Origin of the sequence: Herbaspirillum huttiense (genome assembly GCF_047300815.1) — a bacterium.
Classification (GTDB): Bacteria; Pseudomonadota; Gammaproteobacteria; order Burkholderiales; family Burkholderiaceae_D; genus Herbaspirillum; species Herbaspirillum huttiense_A.
Map to the genome: position 1 here is coordinate 4,284,080 of NZ_CP178608.1, position 23,105 is coordinate 4,307,184.

The following is a 23,105-nucleotide window of genomic DNA, read 5'->3' on the forward strand; positions in this document are numbered from 1 at the left end:
GCGGTCCGCAGCAACCGGTCTGCGCCGGTTCAGCCCCAACTATAAATCATTTGCATAGCTTGCCATGGGCCTGACAGTGTGTGAGCGCAATGCGATACCGTCAACGAAGAACTGCGCACAAGAATATGCGTTGACCTCATCTTCAGCCTCTCCGTCATCACCGTCAGTGAGCGGCCGCACCCACATCACGGTGCGGGACTACAGACCGGCCCGGTTGGAATTCCTACCATGGGAGATCCCACCATGGAGGACAGCATGAGCGATCACAAACCCGAAGGCCTTCCGCCCCAGCACCAAGCCCATCAACCAGGCAGCGAACAAGAAATGCAGCCGCGCCCGCACAGCGCACCGGCCGGCCAACCCGGACAGCGGCTGGCAGGCAAGGTCGCCCTCATCACGGGTGGCGACAGCGGCATTGGCCGCGCCGTGGCGCTGGCGTATGCGCGCGAAGGGGCCCGGCTGGCCATCGTCTATCTGGATGAGGAAGAGGATGCGCGACTGACCCAGAAAGACATCCAGGCCATGGATGCACCCTGCCTGCTGATCCCCGGCGACGTCGGTTCCCCCGAGTTCTGCCGCAGCGCCGTGCGGTCCGTGATGGATGCGTATGGACGGCTGGACGTGCTGGTCAACAATGCGGCCCAGCAGTACCCCGCACAAAGTATCGAGCAGATCTCGGCCGAGCAGCTGGAGCATACCTTCCGCACCAACATCTTCTCGATGTTCTACCTGGTCAAGGAAGCCATGCCCTTCCTCACGCGGGGCGCGCGCATCATCAACACCACCTCGGTGACGGCGTATCGCGGCAGCAAGCACCTGGTGGACTATGCCGCCACCAAGGGCGCCATCGTGGCCTTCACGCGTTCGCTGTCGCAGCAGCTGGCCCCGGCCGGCATTCACGTCAATGCAGTGGCACCGGGGCCCATCTGGACACCCTTGATTCCCGCCAGTTTCAGTGAGGAAGAAGTGGCCAGCTTCGGCAAGAACGTGCCGCTGGGGCGGCCGGGACAGCCCGATGAAGTAGCGCCGGCCTATGTCTTTCTCGCCACCGAAGGCGCCTCCTACATGACCGGGCAGGTGCTGCATCCCAACGGCGGGGAGATCGTCAATACCTGAGCTTGTCTGCATGCATCGCACCAAGTTGTCCATACATGCAAATCCGGCACGTTGCCTCAGGAAAACCCCGATGGCCGCCATGTTGCCGCCAGGGCATGATGAGCTTGCCCCCACGACTTCGCGAGAGCCCGCTCATGCACAAGACCGCCCTGATCGCCACCACCCAGCCCGAAGTCAGCCGTGCGCTGACCGAATGGCTGGCCATCAACGACATCGACATCCAGATCGCCAGCAGCGGCAATGACGCCATCGAGCACATCGCCCTGGACCGGCCCGACGTGGTGCTGGCGCAACTGGCCATGGAAGGTATGAGCGGACTGCGCCTGGCGCATTACCTCAAGGCGCAGGCGCAGCTGGCCGACGTGCCGGTGATCCTGCTGTGCCGCGACGAGCGCGAGATGGATCTGGTCAAGGGGCAGTGGCCGGCCTTTCTGTGTTCCGGCTCGCTGCAACCTGCCCTCATTTCCGAATTGAAGCGCGAACTGGTCAACTGAAGATCAGGCGAGCGTCTTTCTTGCGGCACGGCGGCGGCGCCACTGCGCCACGCCCAATCCTGCACCCGCCACGGCCGCCAGCAACAGCGCCGCACTGAAGGCGCGATGCTGCGCCACCCAGCGGCGCGTGGTGCGCCAGGCCTGTACGTACGGGAAGCGGGCGGCAGCAGCAAAATCCGGCTCCACGCAGTTCTGGCCGAAGTCGGCCGAGAACGGCACGGCCGCTCCCTCCTTCACGTAGCGCCGATAAAGTTGTTCTGCGCGCGGCTGATCGTAATACACGAAATTCACCCCCTGGCACAACACCGCCGCGAAGGCTTGCGAGCGCGCGGGCAAGGCATCGGCCGACTTCATGACGTAGTCCGCCGCGATATCCCGATAATGGAAACGCTTGTAGGGCTTGGCTTCAGTGGCGGCATAGCGCTGGCGCTCGCCGTCGGTCACCAGCGGCCCCGGGAGATCGGCCTGGGCCCTGGCTTGCGGGTTGTCCGGCAATGGCTTGTCCTCGTTGCCATACATGCCCATGCCGCGTCCGGCACCGCCCGGATAGCTGCCGCCATAGACGGCATAGTCCGGTCCCTGTTCATAGCCCATGATCTCCATGCCCTGGCGCCGTGCAATCACGGCGGCCTCGTACCAGCCCTGGGCGCGGCTGTTGGCGCGCCAGGCGTGCTGGCCACGATCGAGTGCCTGGCCATACTCGCGCGCCTTGGCGCGCATGCGCCAGCCGGCCGGGACTTCATGGCCCTCGGCATCGTAGGTGCTCTGGATGAAGCGCTCATCGCGGTCGTCCGGGAAGTAGGGCAGCGCTTCTTCCACGCGCCCGTCGCGCACCAGGCGCCGCGCCAGCAACTGGCGCAGGTTGTCTTCGACGGTGATGGCCGACAGGCCCACGGCCACCCAGCGCACCGACTGCGGCCCCCCGCCCTGCTTCTGCACCGCCTTGGCCACGGCTTCCGGGGCCGGCATGGGCGAGGCCGGGGCATGGGCATCGACATAGGTTTTCAGTTCATCGGTGGAGAGCACGCGCTCGGCCACATAGGCCATGTCATTGGCGTAGGCATAGTCGCCGTAGTAGCCGCCGCGTGACTGTCGCGCGCTCTCGCTGGCGGCCTGGTGGAACTGCGCCAGCGCTTCCACATACTGTCCGCGCGAGAGCGTGAGCACGCCCTGTTCGCCCATGAGCAGGCTGCCATTGGACGGGTCCAGGCTGGCATCGTTGCGCGGGAAGGCCTGCGCAGCACGCGCGTAGGCTTGTACGGCGGCGGCGGTGTCTCCACGGCGCAAGGCCAGCTTGGCGCGCACCCACCAGGACAAGGCGGTCTCCTGCCGGTTCGCCAGCGTGGCAGCGAGGTCGTAGCGGCCGGTGCGATAGGCCAGGGCAGCCACGCGGTCGGCCCCTTCGATCTTTTCCAGGCCGCGCCGCTTGAGGGCATCGATCAATGTCACCAGGACGCTGTTGGGCTTGACCTTGGCGCTGCGCGCCGCATCGGGATAGCCGGATGATCCGCTGCCGGGCGCGGACGGGTCGTAGTAGCTGTCGCCGTTGCCGCTGCCTTCGGCCATGTCGCCCACCCGTGCCAGCGCATAGGCCACCAGCAGCCGCTGTGCGACCGGATCATCGATCAGCGCCGCGCTGATGTCGGCGTGCCCCAGGCTCCATGAGGCCAGTGCCGTCAGCGAATCCTGCGCGTTGGTTGACCCGCGTGCGGCCTGCTCTGCATACAAGCGGATCGCCTCTTTGAAATCGGCCGGCGGGATGGTCTCGCCGCAATCCCGCCCTTCGTTGAAATCGGACCAGTTGCAGGGACCGTTCTCCCCCGCCAGCATCAGCCGCGCCTGCTCGCCGTAGCTGGCCACGGCCAGTCCCAGCGGATCGGGTGCGCCGCCCACGGCCAGCGCGCGTGCTTTGCTGAAACTGGCCACCGCCTCGGCACGGCGCCCCTCGATGGCGTGCAGCCGGCCCAGCATGAAGGCCGCCCACACTGCGCGTTCGCTGGCCTGTGGCGGCGGCAGTGCCAGTACCGCTTCAAACCGCTGGCGGGCCGCTGCCAGGGCATTGGCGCGGAAATCCTGCGCCCCTGCCGTGTAGAGACGAATGGCCGGCGGCAAGGCCGCACCGGCCGCATAGGCGGACTCGCCATCGGGGGCGGCACGCATGGCCTGCAGCGCAGCCCACTGCGCCCCCTCCAGCTGTCCCTTCTCGATCATGCGCAGCGAGCGCGGATCGTCAGGCTGGCCGGCGGGCTGCTCGTAGCCGCTGCGTTCGTCGGCTTGCAGCTTGTCGGCCGGGGTCACCAGATGGGCGGCTTCCCAGGCGAAGGCATTGGCGGGCGTATTGCTGAGGGTACCGGCGCGGTCATCCAGCAGTTGCAGCGGGAAGTCCGGCCCGCAGGCCACCACCGTAGCCGCACCCAGCACCAGCAGGCTGCTGGCGGCGCAGGCGATTTTGGTCATGCGGCCCAGGCGGGGCAGGCTGCGCTGGCCCGTGGCGCGGGGGGCAGCGGCAGACAACTTCATGTTGGTCATCAGGATCCCATTTCCAGTGTGAGTTCGGGGGCCGGTGTGCCGTCGGCGCAGCGCAGCCAGCCGATGGTGCGGCTGGAGCCGGCGCGCAGCAGGCCGGCCTGGCCCAGGCGCAGGTAGCGTCCCCGGGCATCGCTTTCCAGCGTGTAGCCATTGATGCCGTCACCACTGCAGACGTTCCCTGAAGACGCTGCATCACTTGGCGCGAGGTTCACCCGCACGCGTAGCGGCAAGGGCGCGTCGGCGTTGCCGGCATTGTCGATGCGGATATCGGCGCTCGCGTCGTTGCCCTGCCCGGCGACCAATTGCACGGCCAGGCCGCCCTTGAGGGGCTTGCGTTCCAGCACGGCCAGCCAGGTCGAGAGACTCCAGGCGCGGCGGTCGTCCCCGGTCGGCAGGCGGAACCAGATCAGCCCGGCCAGTCCCGGCGGCGGGGCCGCTTCCACCTCGGCCACGAAGCGTGCCATCACCTGCGGTTCGGCCATCAGTTCGCGCCCCAGGCCACCGGCCAGGAGCGCACGTTCGCTTTCGACTGCGGCGATGCGGCCCTGGCTGTCCCAGCTCACGCGCGAACCATAGGCCGGCAGCGCCACATGCCAGGGGCGGCGCGTCTGCGCGGCGTACTGGCGCATCCAGTCCCGGGCGCGCTCGCCATCGAAGAGGCCCAGGCGCGGATCGAGCACCGCGTGGACCTGCAGCGTGGAAGCATCCGCTACGGCCAGCAGCGGCGCCAGTTGCGGGCTGGCCAGCCAGGTCGGCAAGGCGGTCACCGTCAGGTCGGTCGGTGCGATGCGGGCCTTGAGGCTGCGCAGGAAGGCGGTGTATTCAGGCAGGCGCGCCGTGGCGCAGTCGTAATCGATTTCCAGTGCCGCCGGTTGCAGGCCGCGCTGGCGCCAGGCGGCCAGCAGGTCGAGCAGATGATCCTGGATCGCGGCCGCATCGAAGCGCGCCAGCTGGCCGTTGATGCGCACCGTCATCAGCAGCGGGCGGCCGGTATTGGCCAGCGCCTCGGCGTCGGGCGTGATGTCGATCCAGCGGCCGGAGGCCCCCAGTTCGGCGGCCAGCACATGCCAGCGCGCGACCTGGGCATTGGACGCGGAGAGCGCCGTGCGCAGGGACGGGGTCCACTGGCGCTGCCAGATGTAGACGTCCTGGGAGAGCTTCTCGGCAGGGAGGGGATGGCGGGAACACGCCGCCAGCAGCACGGCCAGCAGCATCCAGATCAGACACAGGCAACTGCGCCTGGCAAAGCGCGCGGGCAGGAAAGCGAGGGGCATGGTCGACGCTGAGGGGGAGTTCCGGTTGGCCGGCATTGTACGCGAGGCGACGCACAAAAACCAAGGCCCGGTACCTTGCGGTCACCGGGCCTTGGTCAGCCTTGCAGGAGGGGAGCGATCAGGCCTGGTAGCCCTTGCTGCTCATCGGCACGAAGGCCAGCAGCACGCCCAGGATGGACAGGCCGATCACTTACAGCGCCGGCCCTTGCGGGTCGGCCTTGATCCACAGCGAGATCAGCACCGGCGTCAGTCCGCCGAAGACGGCATAGGCCATGTTGTAGGCGAAGGACAAACCGGTAAAGCGCACCGCCGGCGGGAAGGCGCGGGTGGAGACGATGGGAGTCAGCGAGATGCTGCCCACGAACAGGCCCACCAGTGCATAGCCCCAGATCAGCGACTCGGGCGAACCCGGCAACTGGCCGTAGAACCACCAGGTCGACAGGCCCAGGCCACCCCAGCCGATGATCATGCTGGCGCGGGTACCGATGCGGTCGCACAGCCAGCCGATGGCCAGGCAGCCGATGGTCAGCATCAGGGTGCCGGCGCAGTTGGCCTGCATCACCAGCTTGGCCGGCAGGTGGTGCACGGTCTGCAGGTAGGACGGCGTCATCAGGATCACCACCACCACCGCGCCCGACAGGCACCAGGTCATGCCGGCGGTCAGGACGCTGGCGGCGCGGTGTTCGCGCAGCACGGTCTTGAGCGGCAGTTCGTTGGATTCTTTGCGGCGTGCGGCAAGTTCGCGGAAAACCGGGGTTTCTTCCAGATAGCGGCGCAGGTAGACCGACACCAGTCCGAACACGCCGCCCAGGATGAAGGGAATGCGCCAGGCGTAGCCCGCCACTTCGGCCGGTGCGTAGACGCTGTTGATGAAAATGCCCATCAGCGAACCCAGCAGGATGCCGCCGGTGATGCCGGCGGTCAGCGAACCGACGCCGAAGCTGTAGCGGTTGGCCGGCACGTGTTCGGCCACGAAGACCCAGGCGCCGGGCATTTCACCGCCGATGGCCGCGCCCTGCAGGGTGCGCATGAGCAGTAGCAGGATGGGTGCGGCCACGCCGATGCTGGCGTAGGTCGGCAAGAGGCCGATGACCAGCGTGGGCACGGCCATCAGGAAGATCGAGAGCGTGAACATGCGCTTGCGGCCGATCACGTCGCCGTAGTGGGCGATGATGATGCCGCCCACCGGACGCGCCAGGTAACCGGCGGCGAAGATGCCGAAGGTCTGCAGCATGCGCAGCCATTCCGGCATGTCGGCCGGGAAGAACAGCTTGCCGACCACCGCCGCGAAGAACACGTAGATGACGAAGTCGTAAAACTCCAGCGTGCCGCCCAGGGCGGACAGGCCCAGGGTGCGGTAGTCGGAGGAAGTGAGCGGTCGGTGCTGGGACTCGTTCAGAGCCCCGGTAAATTCAGCAGATTCAGCGGAAGTGGTCATGATGGTTCACTAACGGCAAAGCGGCACGGCAGTCCGCTGCCAGCAGCGCCGGGACCGGCAGGTCCATGGCAATGCCGCAGCGGGCCGGGTGGCCTGCTTCAACTTGTTCGGTCGGGTGGCCGCAGAGGGCATGCCGGGAAACATCAGGACATGTCTGCGAAGGACAGATTCAGCGGAAAACGTAAAGCGAAGAAATACGATTTAGCGTCGAAACTTGCTTAATGATACCCCAAAAGCGGCAAAGCTTCCGCAACGCAGCATTTCTTGCTGTCTTCACGCAGGGTGGCAGCATCGATGCCGGTGGCGGCAGGTATGAAGTTTCCTGACCTGCAAAAGCACAGAAGCCCGCCGGGCAGCCACTGCTGCAAGGCGAGCTTCAAGAGAAGGTGAAACGATTGATCCAACGCCGCGAGCACCCTGCCCGCTCGCCACGGCGAGCCGGGCCAGCCGCTGCGCTTCAGGACTCCAGCACGATGTCGACCGCTGAAGAGCGGCGCAGCATCAGGAAGCCTTCGCCATAGATGTTGCGGATTTGCATGGGCGCTTCCTCCAGCGAACGCAATTTCTGGCGCACGCGGTAGATCAGGGCATCGATGCGATGGGCGTCATATTCTTCGCCACCGGAACGCAGCAGGTCAAACAGTTGCGCGTGCGAGACCGGATAGTTGGGGCTCTGCAGCAGCGCGGCCAGGGCGGTGCTTTCCTTGTCGGTGAATTGCAGCGCCACCGACCCATTGCCGGACAGACGTCCCGAGCGGCGGTTGAAGGCCCATTTCTCCGACTGCGGCGAACTCTGGTGCGGCGCGGTCTTCATGCGGCGCGCCAGGGCGGTCAGCGTGGCCGAGACTTCTTCCAGCTTGACCGGCTTGACCAGGTAATAATCGGCGCCGTCGCTCATGCAGCGCACCCGCTCCTCGCTGCGCGTGGCCGCGGTGAGGATGATGATGCCCATGGACGGGAAGTTCTGCCGCAACGACGCCAGTTCGGGCAGCAGGCTGCCGTCTGGCAAGCCGATGTCGGATAACAGGATATCGGGCTGACGACTCTTGAGGATATCCCTGGCCTGGCCCAGTGCCGAGCAGACCGAGATTTCGTAACCCAATTCCCCCACATGTGCGCTCAACGTGTTACGCCAGTCGAGATCGCTTTCTACGATAAGTACTTTCATCACTCTTATGTTCCGGACGAAACCTGTTTTTATGATTGCCGGAGCACCCCCGCTCCTCCACCGGGACGTGACCCCGGAACCATCTGCAGGCGCGGAAATGCTTTCCATAATCACAACGTTATACAGAAAATATCTGCGGATAAAATCATAAAAACTCGCAGATGCCTTACACCTGAAAACTCCACTGGGCCTGGCTTTGCGCGTGTTGGCGCAAGAGGCCGGTGACCGTCCCGAGCAGGTGGTCGACCGAACAAGGTTTGAGCAGGAAAGCGGCAATCGTGGGAATGCGCGCACTGGCGGCAGGAAGGTGGGCGCTGATCAACACCACCGGGATCTGGGAGAAGCGTTCATGCGACTTGATGTAGCGCGCCAGCTCCATGCCATCCATGCGCGGCATGCGCAGGTCGGTCAGCACCAGGCTGGGGGCGTGCTCCTGCATCTGCGCAATGGCATCCACGCCATCGGCCGCCCCCTTGGCCTGCAGCCCGCCCTGCTGCAATATCCCGCACAGCATCTCGCGCGACTCGGCATGATCTTCCACGACCAACACGGTCGGCGCATTATTGGTAGTTCCCATCACATCTCCTCCTGCCCTCTATCCCGTACCTGATGTCACGGTGACTTGTCGTGATTGATGGTGATGGTTGGCGACAAAACGCGATATCAGGAAATTCCTGAAAGTTGGACAACATTGCGCTGGCGCAAGGCTGGCGCGCTCTGCGCGCAACACAGGGCGCACGCGATCAACAGCGAAGAGGAAGGCGGCACAAGGCCGCGCCCGGCCAAGGCTGAGCTTGGCCGGGCGCCATGTCAGGAAGCGTCAGGAATCAGGAACGCGGCGGCAGCAGGCGCGCGATATCGGCCAGCAATTGCTCGAAGAAAACCGGCTTGCGCAGGAACAGGTTGTGACTGGATTGCGACAGATTATGGCGCTCCGGGGCGCCGCTGCAGAGGATGATGGGCAGCGTGGCGCCGCCGGGCAGCGCACGCAGCGCCGCGCACAACTCCAGCCCGTTCATCACCGGCATCATGCAGTCCGAGATGACCAGGTCGGGCCATTGCTGCTGCGCCTTGGCCAGGGCATCGGCGCCGTGCGAAGCCGTCATCACCCGATAGCCGTGCAGCTCCAGCAGCATGGAATAGGTGTCGACGATATCGATCTCATCGTCGACGATCAGGAGCAGGGGCAGTGCCGCCTGCTGTGGGGGTGACACGCCGGACATGCTCAACGTCCATCCGCAACCGGCGCGGCAAGTGGGGTGACCAGGCCATCGATCTCGATGCCGGCATCCGAAATGTTCATCAGGCGGCTGGCGCCGTCATAGCCGTTCTCGCGCAGTTTCATGACCGAAATCTGGCGGCGGTTGACGTTGTCCTTCACCACGTATTCCAGCAGCATCATGTTCTCGTACAGTTGCGAGGAACTGGGATCGACCTGCGGCCGCGATTCCCGGAAGTACGGCAGTTGCTCGGTGATGAAGGTGGTTACGCCGCGCGCGCGCAGTTCATTGGTCAGCGCCACCAGGAAGGGACGCATGCGCTGCTGCTGCACCACGATGCTGCGCAGGCCGTCCACGCCATCGATCAAGAGGCGCGTCACGCCACGGCGGGTGATGTTGTCCAGCATGCGCTTGGCCAGGTCGTCGCACAGCATTTCCAGCGGCAGCTGCCACATCACCTGCAGCGCGCCGCTGTCAATATGTTCATCGAGCTGCATGCCGGCCTTGCGGGCCTTGGCCAGCAGGCGTTCGGGGGATTCGTAGAAGCCCAGGATCAGGCATTGCTGGCCGTCCTTCAAACCCTGTTCGATGAAGTGCAACCCCATGAGTGTCTTGCCCACGCCGGGGCTGCCCAAGAGACAGGTGAGCGAACCGCTGACCACGCCGCCGCCGATGCACTTGTCCCAGGAGGGGATACCGACGCTGACATAACGATCCGAGGTACCCGGCACCTTGCCGGCGCGGGTGGCGGTGGCTTCGAAGCGGGGGAAGATCTCGACCCCGCTCTGGTTGATCTCGAAGACGTGCTTGCCCAGCAGGTGGTTGGCCCCGCGCAGCTTGAAGACCTTGATCTCGCGCTCCAGCTGCATGCCGGACTCGTGCTGGCTCAGTTCGATGACGCCATCGACCAGGGTGTTTTCGGACTCGGGCATGTTGCCTTCGACCGGCGAGAGCAGCAAGGTGGTGCAATTCATGGTGAACACCAGCGCATTCAAGGAATGCATGAATTCGGACAGGTTCAGGTCCGACGGCCCCGAATCGCGCACCGAACGGAAACCGTCGATGATCAGCATGGCCGGGCGATGGCGATTCAGTTCGGCGCTGATCAGGCGCAGCAGGCCGCGCAGTCCTTCGCTGGCCAGCGCGCCGTAGCCGCTCAACATCTGCATCTGGTCGCCGACCAGGCTTTCGTCGAAAAAGTCAAAATTGCTCACATGATTGAGCATCTTGGCGTGCGATTCGGCGATCAGCGTGAGCAGCATCACCTTGTTGCCGCTGCGCGCCTGGGCGAAACCGACCTGCGAAGCCAGCGTGGTCTTGCCGCTGCCAGCCAGGCCCTGGATCAGGTAGAGGCTACCTGCCGGCAGGCCACCGCCCAGGATCTCATCGAAACCGGCAATGCCGGTGCTGATCAACGAAATGCGGCTGGGCCGCAGCGTCGCAACGGCGGCAGGTGGATTGGACGGCAGGTGATCGCTCATGTGGATGAAGGCCAAGTGTTCTTATTGTGCAGAGGTTTAATGAGTTTTTCGTCATTATACGATTGCCCACGGTATGACTAAGGTTGTCATACAGACTAAAAGTTGCACCTGCGGCGCGCAAAATATGCTGACGGCCTGTCAGTTCTGCCGGTCGGGGGGGGAAGGACGAAAAAAAAAACGCTGTTCCCGGATCTCAAGGAACAGCGTTTGGGGTCTGACGGCTGGACGCCGCCAGCACAGCTCAGGACTTGGCGTAACGCCCTTCCAGATCAGCCTGCGCACGCAGACGCTCGTACTCGTTGAGCGGCATCGGCTGGGCATCACGCTCGCCCAGTTTTTCCAGCGGGATGCGATAGGTCTCGCGGGCGGACAGCGCTGCCAGTGCCGATACGATGGTGATGCCGAAGGCGATGCCGCCCACGGTCAGCCAGATATTGTTTGAGCCCGGAGGCGCCACGGCGGTGAACAGTGCCGGCAGCATGGCCGTGATGGCGGTCCCCACGTTCTGCGCGATGGCCATGGCCGAGACGCGCGAACGGGCCGGGAACAGTTCCGGATAGAAGCTGGGGAAGACCGCGTTGTACCCCTGGTAGACCACCCCCCACATCAGGATCGACATCACGAACGCCAGCTGCACGTTGCGGATGCTGATCGCGTACAGGTAAGCGAAGGCGAACAGGCCCGCCAGCAAGGAACCGACGATGATAGGCGGACGGCGGCCGATGCGGTCCGACAGCTTGCCCACATAGGGAATGACCAGCACCGCCACGATATTGCCGACCACCGGAATCCACAGGTAGACATCCTTGGCGAAGCCGATGCCATAGGCCGGCTGCACCGCATAGGCCGCGCCGAAGATGGTGGCCACCACCGGGATCACGTTCATGAGCGCCATGCAGACCACGCGCAGCATGTTGGGCGAACTGTCGCGGAAGGCTTCCACCACCGGCGAACGGCGCTTGAGTTCATTCTTGTCGGTGGCCTTGAACAGCGGCGTCTCATCCACGGTGCGGCGGATGATCCAGCCGGCGATGATGACCAGGAAGCTCAGCAGGAAGGGAATGCGCCAGCCCCACACATTGAACTGCTCGGCCGGCATGTAGTGCGCCAGCGGCAGGAACACGGCGGCCGCCAGGATCTGCCCGGCCTGTACCCCTTGCAGCGTAAAGCTGGAGTAGTAGCCGCGTCGCCCGAAGGGCGAGTGCTCCAGGATCATGGAACTGGCCCCGGAGATTTCACCGGCCACGGCAAAGCCCTGCGCCAGGCGCATGAGCACCAGCAGTGCGGGCGCCCACAGGCCGACCTGGTCATAGGTCGGCAACAGCCCGACCCCGATGGTAGAGAAGCCCATCAGGAACATGCACCACAGCAGCACCTTCTTGCGGCCGTGGGTGTCGCCCAGGTGCCCCAGCACGAAGGCACCGATGGGACGCGCCACATAGCCCACGCCATAGGTGGCCAGCGAGGCGATGATGGCGGTGGTCGGATCGCCCTTGGGGAAGAACAGCTGCGGGAAGATCAGCGAAGCAGCCGTGGCATAGATGAAGAAGTCATAGTATTCGAGCGCCGAGCCGATCCAGCCGCTGGCGGCGGCCTTCTTGCTCTGCTGCGAGTGATCGCTGGAATGAGAGGATTGCATGGTGTCTCCGTGGTGTTGCCGGGCAGGCCATCGATGCTTGCGCGATGACGGCCTGCCGATATTGAGAAAGGGCTGGCTCGGGGGCGAACTCAGAATCGATGCAGGATGCCCATCTGCAGCCCGATCAGGCTCTTGCCATTGATGTCGGCGCCGGCCAGGTTGCTGCCCGGTCCGGCCGAGCCGCTGAAGCGCCAGCCGGCATTGGCCTGGTTCTTCATATAGTTGGCGAATCCATAGAGCGTAGTCCGCTTGGAGAGGTCATAGTAGGCGCCCACGTTGCCGCCCTGTGCACCACCATCCTTGTGGGAGGTGTCGACCATCACGCCATACAGCGCGCCGATGCGCAGCTGCGGGGTCAGGCGATAATCCGCCGAGACCTGGTAGACGTTGTAGAAACGCTGGATATTCGGATCGTTACCGGCAAAGAAATTGTTGGGATTGCTGACATTGTTGAGGATGGTCGCGGCATTGTTGCCATTGGCGTTGGCGGTGGTGTTGTTGCTCCGTACGTAGGCCAGGTAGATCTTGCCCGGGCCATAGTCGTAGTCGGCATACACGTTATGGTATTGCACCGTATTGCTGTAGAGGCCGCCGGCATTGGGTTTTGCCACCAGGCCGGCATAGCCTGCGCGATACGGGCCGTTAGTGTAATCCAGACCGAACTGGTAGACACCACGGCGGCCCAGTCCCTCGCCTGCGGTCTCCGGCATGGCGTAGTGGATATCGAACTGGAAACCGGCCCAGCGTGGCGACTTCCACGAGAGGTCATTGTCGAAGCGCGACGGCACGCCGAAGGTGTTGATGATGGAACCGTAAGTGGTGCGCTCGGTGTAGTCGATGGCACCGCCGATGAAGAACGGCACGCTGTTCTGGCGGCCCACGCGGAATTCCCCTGCGGCCGGGGTCTTGATGCCGACCCAGGACTGGCGGTCGAACAGGCGCGTGCTGTCGGCCAGGCCGCCGGTGTCGCCGGCGAATCCGTTTTCCAGCGTGAAGGTGGCGGCATAGCCGCCGCCCAGGTCTTCCACGCCTTTGAGGCCGATGCGGCTGCGCAGGATGGCGCCATCGTTGAGCGCCCACAGGCTCTTGCCGCTGCTGCTGTGCATGTAGCCCAGGTACTGGTCGACCGTGCCATAGAGGGTGACGTTGCTGGTGCTCTGCGCCAGGGCCGTGGCGGAGGCGGCCAGCAGCAGGCCCATGGCGACGGGCGTGCGCAGTGCGCTTGTTGGGCGGGTGGATCGTGGTGTCATGTCTCGGATCTCTGTTGTGTTTGTGGTTATGGTTGTGGTGATGGTGGTGGAGCGTGACTCCCGGCACACGCAATGCGTCCCCTGCCGGCGCGCTGCGCGGCATGTTCCGAACGGGAGGAAACGATGGACCCGCTGCACCCTGGCGTGTTCAGGGAAGGGGCCGGTGGATCAGGATGAAGGGCGCTGCGGTGTCATGGGGTCTCCTCTGTTGTGATCATGCGGCCCGCACCTTGGGGGTACGGTGACGCATCGTCAAACCCGCTCGCTATGGTTTTGTTGTGGCGAGCCGGCGGTGCTGCTGATACCGATTGCGGATGCTGATGCTGATTTCTGATTGTTGACTGCAGGTTAAGGATCGCTTTGCGCGCTTACGCGGCCACCGCTTCGCGCACCCGCAGGCCGCGCCGCAGCACCTGGTCGGTCACCCACTTGGCCGAGCGGCGCGCGCGTTCGGCCACCACGGCCGGGGACATCTGCAGGTAATCGTCGTTGAACACTTCAAAGCTGTAGTCGCCGCGATAGCCGCCGCGATGCAGTCGGCGCACCATGTCGGAAAGCTCCAGCGAATGCTCGCCCTCGCCGGGGAAGACGCGCAGATGGCGCGCCGTCTCCAGCCGTTCTTCGGGCGTACGGATCTCGCGCCACATGAAATCGGACAACTGGACCATCACGATGCGGCGGCCGGGAATGGCATCCAGGTCTTCCAGCGCACCGCGATTGGCGAGGAGGTGGAAGGAATCGATGACCACGCCCAGATTGGCGTGATCGGCCATCTCCACCACTTCCCAGGCTTGCATGGTTTGATTGATGTGACGTCCCCACGACAAGGCCTCGAAGCCCACGCGGAAACCCAGCGGCACCGCCAGGTTGGCCAGCTTGGCCAGGTCGCGCGCGATGTGGCGGGTGTCGCCGCTGGCGTGCTGCGAGGTCGAGGAGCACACCATCAGCAGCGGCGCACCGACCGCCTTGCAGATCTGCAGCAGGTTGCGGGCCACGTCCACCTTGTAGTCGTGCAGACTGCCCTGCAGGCCTTCGTAATCGCGCATGACCTGGATGCCGGTCACGCGTACGCCGCTCTCGCGCACCAGTTTCACGGCCGCCTCCAGCCCGCCGGGATAGCCCACCAGGTCCTTGGACCACAGCATGAGCTGCGAGAAACCGGCCGCCTTGGAGGCGGCCAGTTTGGATTCCAGCCCACCCGGCAGGGTGATGGTATCCATGCCGAAATTGTCGAGGTTCACAATGCCTCCAGGTGACGGAAATCTTCCGCGGCCACGCCCGGCCAGCCGAACAGTTCGAGATACAGCGGCGCCTGCTCGATGAGCATTTCTTTGCCCTTCTGGATGCGGCAGCCCTTGGCCTGCGCCTGCACCAGCAACTGGCTCATCTCGATCTTCATGCCGCAGTCGGCGACGATAGCCTCCGCACTCACGCCCTCCAGCGCGAAGGGCATCGGGTCGCCCACGTGCATGCCCAGCGGCGTGCAGTTCACCAGCAGGTCGACACCGCTGGCGTCGGGCTGCGCGAAACGCACGCGGGTCGCGGGATAGGCTGCTTCCACACGCGCCAGCAAGGCTTCGGCCCCGGCGCGATTGGTATCGAAGACGCTGATCTCGGCCACGCCCTGCGCCGCCAGCGAGGCGACGATGGCGCAACCGACACCGCCGGTACCGACCACCAGGGCGCGCGTCTTGTTCCACACCAGCGGACGGTCGGCGGCGGTACGCGCCAGTGCGCGGATGAAGCCTTCGCCGTCGATCAGGTCGCCCCAGATCACGCCCTCGGCATCGCGATAGACCGCATTGCAGGCACCGGCTACCCGGGCGCGCAGGGTGGCCTGTTCGACCGCCTCCAGGGTCATGGGCTTGTGCGGAATGGAGACGAAGATGCCGCCCACGTTTTCCGTCTTCATGAACATGCGCACGGCCTCGCAGTAGCGCTCCGGCTCGATCTTGAACGGGATCACGCGCGCATCCAGCCCGTGGCGCTTGAAATAGGCGTTGAAGAGGGTCGGTGCCTTCACCTGTTCCACCGGCCAGCCGATGACGGGGAAGATGCGGGTGGTGCCTGTGATTTCCTTCATGGTCTCAGTTCTTCTCTTTCTGGCTGCGGACCAGTTCGAAACTGACGCCGCCCTTGTAAAGCTGGGTGAGCGCACCGCGCTCGCTGATCTGGGTCGGGGCGCGGTCGACGAAGATCACGCCGCGCTCCTGCAATTGCCGCACCGCCTGCAGCACGTCGGGCGTGCCCAGGCCGAGGCGCAGCCACTCTTCTTCCCAGTGGATGTCTTCGGTGCCTTCGGGCGGCTCCACCAGCTGGATGTAGAACTGGCGGCAGGGGCTGGCCAGCAGGTTGCCCTTGGGCAGGATGCCGAAGAACTGCCCCTCGGGCAGTACCGAAAATCCCATCAATGAGGAATAGAAGTCGATCCATTCACGCGTGCGCTCCGGTCCAACGGCCTGCACCAGGCCGAAGAAATGCATGCCTGACAGCGCCGTGGTCTTGCGCCGCTCCTGGCTGGAGGGCTTGAAGTCGACGTCGTAGATGGAGAAATCGCGATAGCGGTCGACGAAGTAGATGATGGAGTCGCCGCAGCCATGCACGCCCGGGATGTTCAGTTCCATCGCCCCGGCGCGGGTGGGAATGGGCCAGGCCCCCAGTTCGGTGACGCGGCGATAGGCCTCGTTGGCATCGCGCACCCGCAGCGCGATGGCGCTCAGGTTGGTGGCCTGCACCTCATGGTCGAAACCGGACCAGGCCGACACGTCGGCGTTGACGATCACGTTCATCTCGCCCTGCGTGTAGAGCACCACTTCGCGCGAGCGATGGCGGCCGACCTGTTCGAAGCCCATGCGCTCCAGCACGGCCCCCAAAGCCAGCGGCTCGGTGGTGGCGTATTCGATGAACTCGATGCCGTCGATGCCCAGCGGATTGGTGGGGACAGGATTGTTTTCTATGGTGTTCATCATGATCCCGATGATTTGTCTCGGAGCCGAGTATAGCCAAGGCCACCCCCTGCAAAAAGGCCGATATGAAGCAAAACGTGCGATAATCGCGCAACTTGTTCGCCAATCACTCATTTCTGGAATTTTTTTACGATGATCGACCAAAACTCGGTAGAACTGGACATCCAGAAGCGAGACCTGATCGAAGGATTGATGAAGGGTTTTGACGTCATCACCGCCTTCACCAGCGAGTCGCCGCAGCTGACCGCCAGCGAAGTGGCCGAGCGCGTGGGCCTGACCCGCAGCGCTGCGCGCCGCTATCTGCTCACGCTGGTGCATACCGGCATGGCGGCCTCGGATGGCAAGAAGTTCTGGCTCATGCCGCGCCTGTTGAACCTGGGCCAGTCCTATCTGGAATCGGCCCGCGTGCCGCGCGCAGTGGTGCCCTTCCTGCAGCGCTTGACGCAGCAGTTGCAGGAATCCACCAACTTCTCGCTGCTCGATGGCGACGAGATCGTCTATGTCACCCGCGTCACGGCCGCGCAACTGGTCAATGCCGGTTTCGAACCGGGCACACGCCTGCCGGCCTACACCACCACCGCCGGCCGCGTGCTGCTGGGCATGCGCGAGGATGCGGAGATCACCGCCTATCTCGACCGCGTGACCCTGATCCCGCACACCCACATGGCCATGACCGACAAGGCGGCGCTCTTTGCCGAGATCGTCACCATGCGCAAGCAGGGTTACGGCATCACCGAGAACCAGTTCGAGATGGGCATGCGCGGCATCGCCATCCCGGTGAAGAACCGCAACGGCCGCGTCATCGGTGCGCTGAGCGTGACCTCCAACATCGCCGCCTGCTCGCGCGAGGACGCCATCGCGCGCGGCGTCCCGGCCCTGCAGACCACGGCCAACACGCTGATGATGTGGGTATGAAGACCCTGCACAAGAGGAATGCGCGATGAGCGATGTGGAGAGAATGGACGCGCCGGAGGATGGCAGCGAGGCCGGCGAAGGCGGCCTGGCCCGGCGCGACTGGATCGCCGGACTGGAGAAGGGCTTGCTGATCCTGGAAGCCTTCGACTACGACAACCAGCGCATGACCTCGGCGCAAGTGGCCGCCCGCACCGGGCTTTCGCGCACGGCGGCGCGGCGCTACCTGCTCACGCTGGAACACCTGGGCTACCTGCACAGCGAAGGCAAGACCTTCGCCCTGACGCCCAGGGTGCTGAAAGTGGGCTGGTCGTATTTCGATTCGGCGCCGCTGCCGCGCATCTTGCAGCCGCACCTGCAGCAGATCACCGGGCAGACCGGCGAGGCCGTCTATGCCAGCGTGCTCGATGGCTGGGACCTGGTCTTCATCGCACGCAATGGGACTTCACGCGTGATGACCACCGGCTTCGTGCTGGGCGCACGGGTGCCGGCGCAACTGGCTTCACCGGGCATCGTGATGCTGGGCGCGCTGCCCGAGCAGCAGGTGCGCGAGTGGCTGGCCACCTGTGCCATGACGCCTTTCACACCGCACACCATCACCGATCCGGATCGCCTCTACGAATTGATCGCGCAGGCGCGCCAGCAGGGTTATGCGCTGGTGGAGCAGCAATTGCAGACGGGTGTGCGCGGCATTGCGGTGCCGCTCAAGAATCGGCATGCCAAGGTGGTGGGTGCGCTCAGCCTGAGCTTCCCGCTGGCGGTGGAATCGCGGGAGCAGACCCTGGCACGCGTGCTGCCCGCTTTGCAGCAGGCAGCCAATGCGCTGATCCATCAGGTGTGAGGGACCAGTGCGTAATGCCGATTACAGATCGGTGAAGATGGTCTCGGCCGCCAGGCGCGACTTCGGCAGCTTGGCGTTGAAGTCCTCGGCACCGCTGTAGCCCAGGCCGACCAGCACGACGCTGGTGAAGCCCTTCTCGCGCAGGCCAAGTTCTTCGTCGAGCACCTTGGCATTGAAGCCTTCCATCGGCACCGCATCCACTTCCAGTTCGGCCGCGCCCAGCAGCAAGGTGCCCAGGGCCAGGTAGACCTGCTTTTCCATCCAGTGCTGGGCATCCTTCAACTCATAGCGATGCAGGTTGCTGTAGAGCAGGCGCGAACCGCGCTGGCCGGCACGGGCGTCAGCGTTGGCGAAACGGCCGTCGGCTTCTTCCTTATCCAGCAGGGCTTCCAGGTGCGGTTCGCTGATGCCGGTGCGGGCGCACAGCACCAGCACATGCGAGGCATTCAGGATCTTGGGCAGGTTGTAGGGATAACCGGCTTCGGCAGCCTTGCCGATGCGGGCCTTGGCGGCATCGCTGGAGGCCACCACGAAATGCCAAGGCTGCGAATTCACCGAGGACGGGGCCAGGCGCAGCAGCTCGCGCAGTTCGGCGATGATGTTCTCGGGGACCTTGCGGCTGGGATCGAAGGCCTTGGTGGAGTGGCGTTTGCGGGCGGCTTGGAGCAGGCTCATGGGGGTTCCTTGCGTTTAATGGTGTTGGCGTTGAGCATTCAATTTTGCTTAATGCTCTGAAATGCGCATCAATGATCGACTGCGGCTTGAATGACATCATCGGGCAGGATGCGGTTTCAAAAAAGCGGAGCGTGGCAGAAACATTTTCAAAAATAAATTGAAAGTAGAATATCGACTTTGATCGACATCTTCATTGTTCCCGCTCATGATCCGCCTGGAAGACCTCGCCATCTTCGTCTGCGCCGCCGACAACGGCAGCCTCTCCGCTGCCGCCCGCCAGCACGATGTCACCCCGGCCGTGGCCAGTGCCGCCATGAAACGCCTCGAAGGCGAACTTGGCGCACGCCTGCTGGCGCGCTCCACCCGCAGCCTGCGCCTGACGCCCGATGGCGAACGCTACCTGCAATACGCCCGCAACGTGCTGGCCGAAGTCAATGCCGGACGCGATGCCGTGGCACACGGCCGGCGCGTGGTCGGCGGCAACCTTTCGCTGTCGGTGCCCTCCGATCTCGGGCGCAACCTGATGTGCCAGTGGCTCGATGAATTCCTCGCCCAGCATCCGGCAGTGAGCCTGCAGGTACGCATCAGCGACCGCGTGGCGGACATGTTCCGCCAGCCGGTGGAGGTGGCGATCCGCTACAGCCCGCCGGAAGATTCCAGCCTGGTGGCCCTGCCCCTCGCCCCGGACAACCGCCGCGTGCTGTGCGCCTCGCCCGACTACCTCGCCCGCCACGGCCGCCCGCGCACGCCGGCCGACCTGCGCCAGCACAATTGCCTGCGCTATCTGCTGTCGGACATGCTGCATTCGCAATGGACGTTCTTCAAGGACGGTACGCCGGTACAAGTACAGGTCAGCGGCGACCGCGTCTGCGACGATGGCGAACTGGTACACCGCTGGGCCGTGGAAGGCCGGGGCATTGCCTACAAGTCGCGGCTGGACGTGCTGGCCGACCTGCGCAACGGAAAACTGGAAGCGCTGATGGAGGATTACCAGGGCGAGGCGTCACCGCTGAACCTGGTCTGCACGCATCGCATGAGCCTCTCGCCCACCGTGCGTGCCCTGCGCGAATTGCTCGGTGAGCGCGTCGCGCGTTATCTCACCGATCGCTAGTCAGAAAACATCAAGCCTTGCTGAGCACGCGACGCAAACCCAGCGAAGGCAGCGCCGGCAACACCAGGCCCAGGCACAGCAGGCCCATGCCCAGCAGCAGGTCCGCCGAAAGCGTCTCGCCGAAGATCAGCGAGGACAGCGTCAGTCCCACCACCGGCACCCCCAGCATGCACACCGACACCGTCACCGGCGAGAGGCGCTGGGTCATCTGCAGCACGATCAGGAAGGTCAGCGCAGTGGCCAGCGGACCGGTGTAGGCGATCACGCCCCAGGAGTGCGGATCGGCCAGGAAGGTCGGCGCACCATCCACCAGCAAGGCCAGCACGCACAGCGGCACGGCGGCCACCAGGGTCTGCCAGGGCAGCAGGTCGAAGTCCAGCTTCACGCCCGGCGTCATCTTGATCTGCAGGATGTTCATGGCCCAGGACAGCGACGCCGCGCCCAGCATCAGGTAGCCGATCATGCTGTGCATGTCCGCATGCAGCAGCGCCGGCAGCACGATGACAGCCATGCCCGCATAGCTGCAGACGGTGGCCAGCGATTGCTGCGTGCTCAGCTTGTGCTTCAACACCAGGGCTGCGCCCGGCACCACCCAGATCGAGGTGGCATAGGCGATCAGCGAGGCGCGGCCCGGCATGACGAAGTGCAGCGCGCCGGTCACCAGCGCCGTGAACAGGCCCATCTGCAGCACGCCCACCCCGGCCACCACCGGCCACTCCTGGCGGGTGGGCAGGCGCAGCTTGCCCAGGGCTGCGGCGATGATGAAACTGAGGATGGCCGCCGACAGGAAGCGGCTGGCCGCAAACCACAGCGGCGGGATGAACTGGCTGCCGAACTTCATCACCGGCCAGTTGCCGCCCCAGATGCAGATCGCCACCACGACGCACACCAGGAACAGCCGGCTCATCGGCTGCGGCCGGGAGGAAGGGGTGCTGGCGGATCGGGCGGGTGCGGCAATGGCGGTGGACATCAGGGGCTCCAGAGGGGAAACGGTACGTTGCAGCAGGCATGCTGCAGCGCATCCAAACGGCTCCCATGGTAGAGAAGAGGCGGCCAATAGTGCTGCCGTATTTGATGGCAGGAAACGGCCCTGGCAGCACTTTCTGCTGCCAAATCGCATTTTTGAAAATTATTTATCCGCGATAACGCATTTGGTGCAGCATGCACCACTGCGGGCCGGCGCCGCCCCATGTTAAAAGGGCGGCCTGCCGTCCCGCAGCAACCGCCCCGCTTTTGGTCGAGTTGAAAGAAAAAGCGGCCCGGCGGCCGCCCAGCCTCAGCGCACGGCCAAGCCCCCTTGCCCCGGTCGATCCAGGGTGAAGACCCCGACCAGATTGACCAGCTTGTCGGCCTGCTCCTGCAGCGACTGCGCGGCGGCGGCGGCCTGTTCCACCAGGGCGGCATTCTGCTGGGTGGTTTCATCCATCTGGGTGATGGCTTCGCCGACCTGTTCGATGCCGGCGCTCTGCTCGTGGCTGGCCGTGGCGATCTCGCTGACGACCGTGGAGACGCCCTGGATGCTGGCCACCACTTCCTGCATGGTCTGCCCGGCCTGCTGCACCAGGTGGGTGCCGGCATCGACCTTGCCGACCGAGTCATCGATCAGTTGCTTGATCTCCTTGGCAGCTGCGGCCGAACGCTGGGCCAGCGAGCGCACTTCGGAGGCGACGACGGCAAAGCCGCGCCCCTGCTCACCGGCGCGCGCCGCTTCCACGGCTGCATTCAGGGCCAGGATATTGGTCTGGAAGGCGATGCCGTCGATGACGCTGATGATGTCCACGATCTTGCGCGAGGAGGCATTGATGGAGGCCATGGTCTGCACCACCTGGCCCACCACTTCGCCCCCCTGGATCGCCACCTTGGCGGCGCCCGAGGCCAGCTCATTGGCGTGCTGGGCATTGGCGGCGTTCTGCTTGACGGTGGAGGTCAGCTCTTCCATGGCGGAGGCGGTCTCCTCCAGCGAGCCGGCTTGCTGCTCGGTGCGGTTGGACAGATCCATGTTGCCGTTGGCGATTTCATCGACCGAGGTCTTGATGGAGGTGGTCGCGCCCTGGATGCCGTGCACGGTATCGACCAGGCGGTCACGCGTGTAGGCCACGGCCGCCACCAGGCTGTGCTGGTCGCCGCCGCTGGTGCGGATGGTGCCGGTAAGGTCGCCGCCGGCAATCTTGCGGGCCATCTCGGCCGCTTCGGCGGGTTCGCCGCCGATGGAGCGGAAGATGTTGCGCGAGACCAGTCCGGCGATGATGGACAGCAGCACGCCCAGGGCCACCAGCACCACCACGGCCTGCACCAGGGCGCGGCGGAAGTCGGCCTCGATGTCATCGGAATAGACGCTGCAGATCAGGTCCCAATTCCAGGGCTTGAAGCGTTTGACGAAGCCCATCTTGGGACTCGGTTTGTCGCTGCCGGGGCGCGGCCACCAGTATTCGAGGAAACCCTTGCCGGCCGGCGAGGCACCGGTGGCGGCGATCATCTTGTAGAGTTCGTTGCCCTTGGCATCCTTGAAGGAGAGCATGTTGCGGCCATCGAGCTTGGTGTTGATGGGATGCATGACGATGGTGGAGTCCGCACCCACCAGGGTGGCGTAGCCGTCGCCGGTATAGCGCTGGTCGCGCACGCGGGCGATGGCGCCCTGCTGGGCTTCCACGCGGGAGAGCTTGCCGTCGGCCTCCAGCTTGGCATAGCCGGCTACGGTGGTATAGGCCATTTCGGTCACGTCCTCCAGGCCGCGCTGGCGCTCGGCGATCTGCAAATCACGGGTCTGGTAGGCGTGCCAGACGGAGAGGAACAGCAAGGCTATCCAGGAAAACACCAAAGGTAGCCAGAGTTTTTTCTTCAGCGAGAGTCGATTCATCATGGGCGTGGAGGCGTGGTCATTGTGGAAATGGCGAATGGAACGTCATTGGCGGGAATGACACGACCACGCGGCCCCCAGCTTGCCGCCAGGCAATGCATGGCGATCCTCCCCCAATGCAGGTTACGGTCAAC

General features: G+C 64.6%; 19 protein-coding genes and 1 pseudogene. 5 read left to right on the plus strand and 15 right to left on the minus strand.

Translation table 11 applies throughout. The features are described from left to right. Positions 1 to 255 precede the first annotated feature (255 nt). Together ACLRDN_RS19580 and ACLRDN_RS19585 are read left to right on the plus strand one after the other, a co-directional pair. Positions 256 to 1,116, plus strand: a complete 861-nt coding sequence (locus ACLRDN_RS19580) for an SDR family oxidoreductase (RefSeq protein ID WP_413457653.1) — start codon at positions 256 to 258, stop codon at positions 1,114 to 1,116. Positions 1,117 to 1,250: 134 nt separating this feature from the next. Continuing rightward, positions 1,251 to 1,610 carry a response regulator gene (locus ACLRDN_RS19585; protein ID WP_413457654.1) on the plus strand — a complete coding sequence of 120 codons (360 nt, stop codon included), beginning with the start codon at positions 1,251 to 1,253 and terminating at the stop codon, positions 1,608 to 1,610. Between the two features lie 3 nt (positions 1,611 to 1,613). Here the strand turns inward: ACLRDN_RS19585 and ACLRDN_RS19590 are convergent, their stop codons facing one another. From ACLRDN_RS19590 to ACLRDN_RS19645, 12 genes and pseudogenes are all read right to left on the minus strand, one after another. Continuing rightward, positions 1,614 to 4,130 carry a hypothetical protein gene (locus ACLRDN_RS19590; RefSeq protein WP_413460419.1) on the minus strand — a complete coding sequence of 839 codons (2,517 nt, stop codon included), beginning with the start codon at positions 4,128 to 4,130 and terminating at the stop codon, positions 1,614 to 1,616. Positions 4,131 to 4,138: 8 nt separating this feature from the next. Then, entirely contained in the window at positions 4,139 to 5,413 is a 1,275-nt protein-coding gene (locus ACLRDN_RS19595) for a DUF3142 domain-containing protein (RefSeq protein ID WP_413457655.1), read from the minus strand. A 118-nt stretch (positions 5,414 to 5,531) separates the two neighbouring features. Further along, positions 5,532 to 6,851, minus strand: a pseudogene (locus tag ACLRDN_RS19600) (MFS transporter). Between the two features lie 457 nt (positions 6,852 to 7,308). Further along, positions 7,309 to 8,019 (minus strand): response regulator transcription factor, encoded by a 711-nt coding sequence (locus ACLRDN_RS19605; protein WP_413457656.1) that lies wholly within the window; start codon positions 8,017 to 8,019, stop codon positions 7,309 to 7,311. 166 nt (positions 8,020 to 8,185) lie between these two features. Next, positions 8,186 to 8,596: a response regulator gene (locus tag ACLRDN_RS19610; protein WP_413457657.1), complete on the minus strand. Its 411-nt coding sequence runs from the start codon at positions 8,594 to 8,596 to the stop codon at positions 8,186 to 8,188. Between the two features lie 250 nt (positions 8,597 to 8,846). Further along, on the minus strand, positions 8,847 to 9,242 hold the full coding sequence (locus ACLRDN_RS19615) for a response regulator (protein ID WP_413457658.1): 396 nt from the start codon (positions 9,240 to 9,242) through the stop codon (positions 8,847 to 8,849). 2 nt (positions 9,243 to 9,244) lie between these two features. Further along, positions 9,245 to 10,720: an ATPase domain-containing protein gene (locus tag ACLRDN_RS19620; RefSeq protein WP_413460420.1), complete on the minus strand. Its 1,476-nt coding sequence runs from the start codon at positions 10,718 to 10,720 to the stop codon at positions 9,245 to 9,247. A gap of 241 nt (positions 10,721 to 10,961) precedes the next feature. Then, positions 10,962 to 12,359, minus strand: coding sequence for an MFS transporter (locus ACLRDN_RS19625; protein ID WP_413457659.1), 1,398 nt, complete (start codon positions 12,357 to 12,359; stop codon positions 10,962 to 10,964). Between the two features lie 89 nt (positions 12,360 to 12,448). Next, positions 12,449 to 13,558, minus strand: coding sequence for a porin (locus ACLRDN_RS19630; protein ID WP_413460421.1), 1,110 nt, complete (start codon positions 13,556 to 13,558; stop codon positions 12,449 to 12,451). 419 nt (positions 13,559 to 13,977) lie between these two features. After that, entirely contained in the window at positions 13,978 to 14,850 is an 873-nt protein-coding gene (locus ACLRDN_RS19635; RefSeq protein ID WP_413457660.1) for a sugar phosphate isomerase/epimerase family protein, read from the minus strand. After that, complete coding sequence (locus ACLRDN_RS19640; protein WP_413457661.1) at positions 14,847 to 15,692, minus strand: shikimate dehydrogenase family protein; 846 nt, start codon at positions 15,690 to 15,692, stop codon at positions 14,847 to 14,849. Before ACLRDN_RS19640 ends, ACLRDN_RS19635 begins: the two co-directional genes overlap by 4 nt. A 4-nt stretch (positions 15,693 to 15,696) precedes the next feature. Further along, a complete protein-coding gene (locus ACLRDN_RS19645; RefSeq protein ID WP_413457662.1) occupies positions 15,697 to 16,578 on the minus strand; it encodes a 4-hydroxyphenylpyruvate dioxygenase in 882 nt (293 codons plus the stop codon). Positions 16,579 to 16,707: 129 nt separating this feature from the next. Between ACLRDN_RS19645 and ACLRDN_RS19650 the strand changes: the two genes are divergently transcribed. Together ACLRDN_RS19650 and ACLRDN_RS19655 are read left to right on the plus strand one after the other, a co-directional pair. Further along, positions 16,708 to 17,490 (plus strand): IclR family transcriptional regulator C-terminal domain-containing protein, encoded by a 783-nt coding sequence (locus ACLRDN_RS19650; protein ID WP_039787035.1) that lies wholly within the window; start codon positions 16,708 to 16,710, stop codon positions 17,488 to 17,490. A 25-nt stretch (positions 17,491 to 17,515) separates the two neighbouring features. Further along, positions 17,516 to 18,328 carry an IclR family transcriptional regulator C-terminal domain-containing protein gene (locus ACLRDN_RS19655; protein ID WP_413457663.1) on the plus strand — a complete coding sequence of 271 codons (813 nt, stop codon included), beginning with the start codon at positions 17,516 to 17,518 and terminating at the stop codon, positions 18,326 to 18,328. 21 nt (positions 18,329 to 18,349) lie between these two features. On the opposite strand, the gene nfsB is transcribed toward ACLRDN_RS19655, so the two are convergent. After that, entirely contained in the window at positions 18,350 to 19,003 is a 654-nt protein-coding gene (gene nfsB, locus ACLRDN_RS19660) for an oxygen-insensitive NAD(P)H nitroreductase (protein WP_413457664.1), read from the minus strand. 205 nt (positions 19,004 to 19,208) lie between these two features. On the opposite strand from nfsB, the gene ACLRDN_RS19665 reads away from it, so the two are divergent. After that, positions 19,209 to 20,114, plus strand: coding sequence for a LysR family transcriptional regulator (locus ACLRDN_RS19665; RefSeq protein ID WP_034330560.1), 906 nt, complete (start codon positions 19,209 to 19,211; stop codon positions 20,112 to 20,114). Between the two features lie 10 nt (positions 20,115 to 20,124). Here ACLRDN_RS19665 and ACLRDN_RS19670 read toward each other — a convergent pair whose 3' ends face one another. Together ACLRDN_RS19670 and ACLRDN_RS19675 are read right to left on the minus strand one after the other, a co-directional pair. Next, entirely contained in the window at positions 20,125 to 21,084 is a 960-nt protein-coding gene (locus ACLRDN_RS19670) for a DMT family transporter (protein WP_413457665.1), read from the minus strand. Between the two features lie 306 nt (positions 21,085 to 21,390). Beyond that, the gene (locus ACLRDN_RS19675) at positions 21,391 to 22,974 is read right to left on the minus strand and encodes a methyl-accepting chemotaxis protein (protein WP_413457666.1); all 1,584 of its coding nucleotides are present in this window, start codon (positions 22,972 to 22,974) and stop codon (positions 21,391 to 21,393) included. Between the last annotated feature and the right edge of the window lie 131 nt (positions 22,975 to 23,105).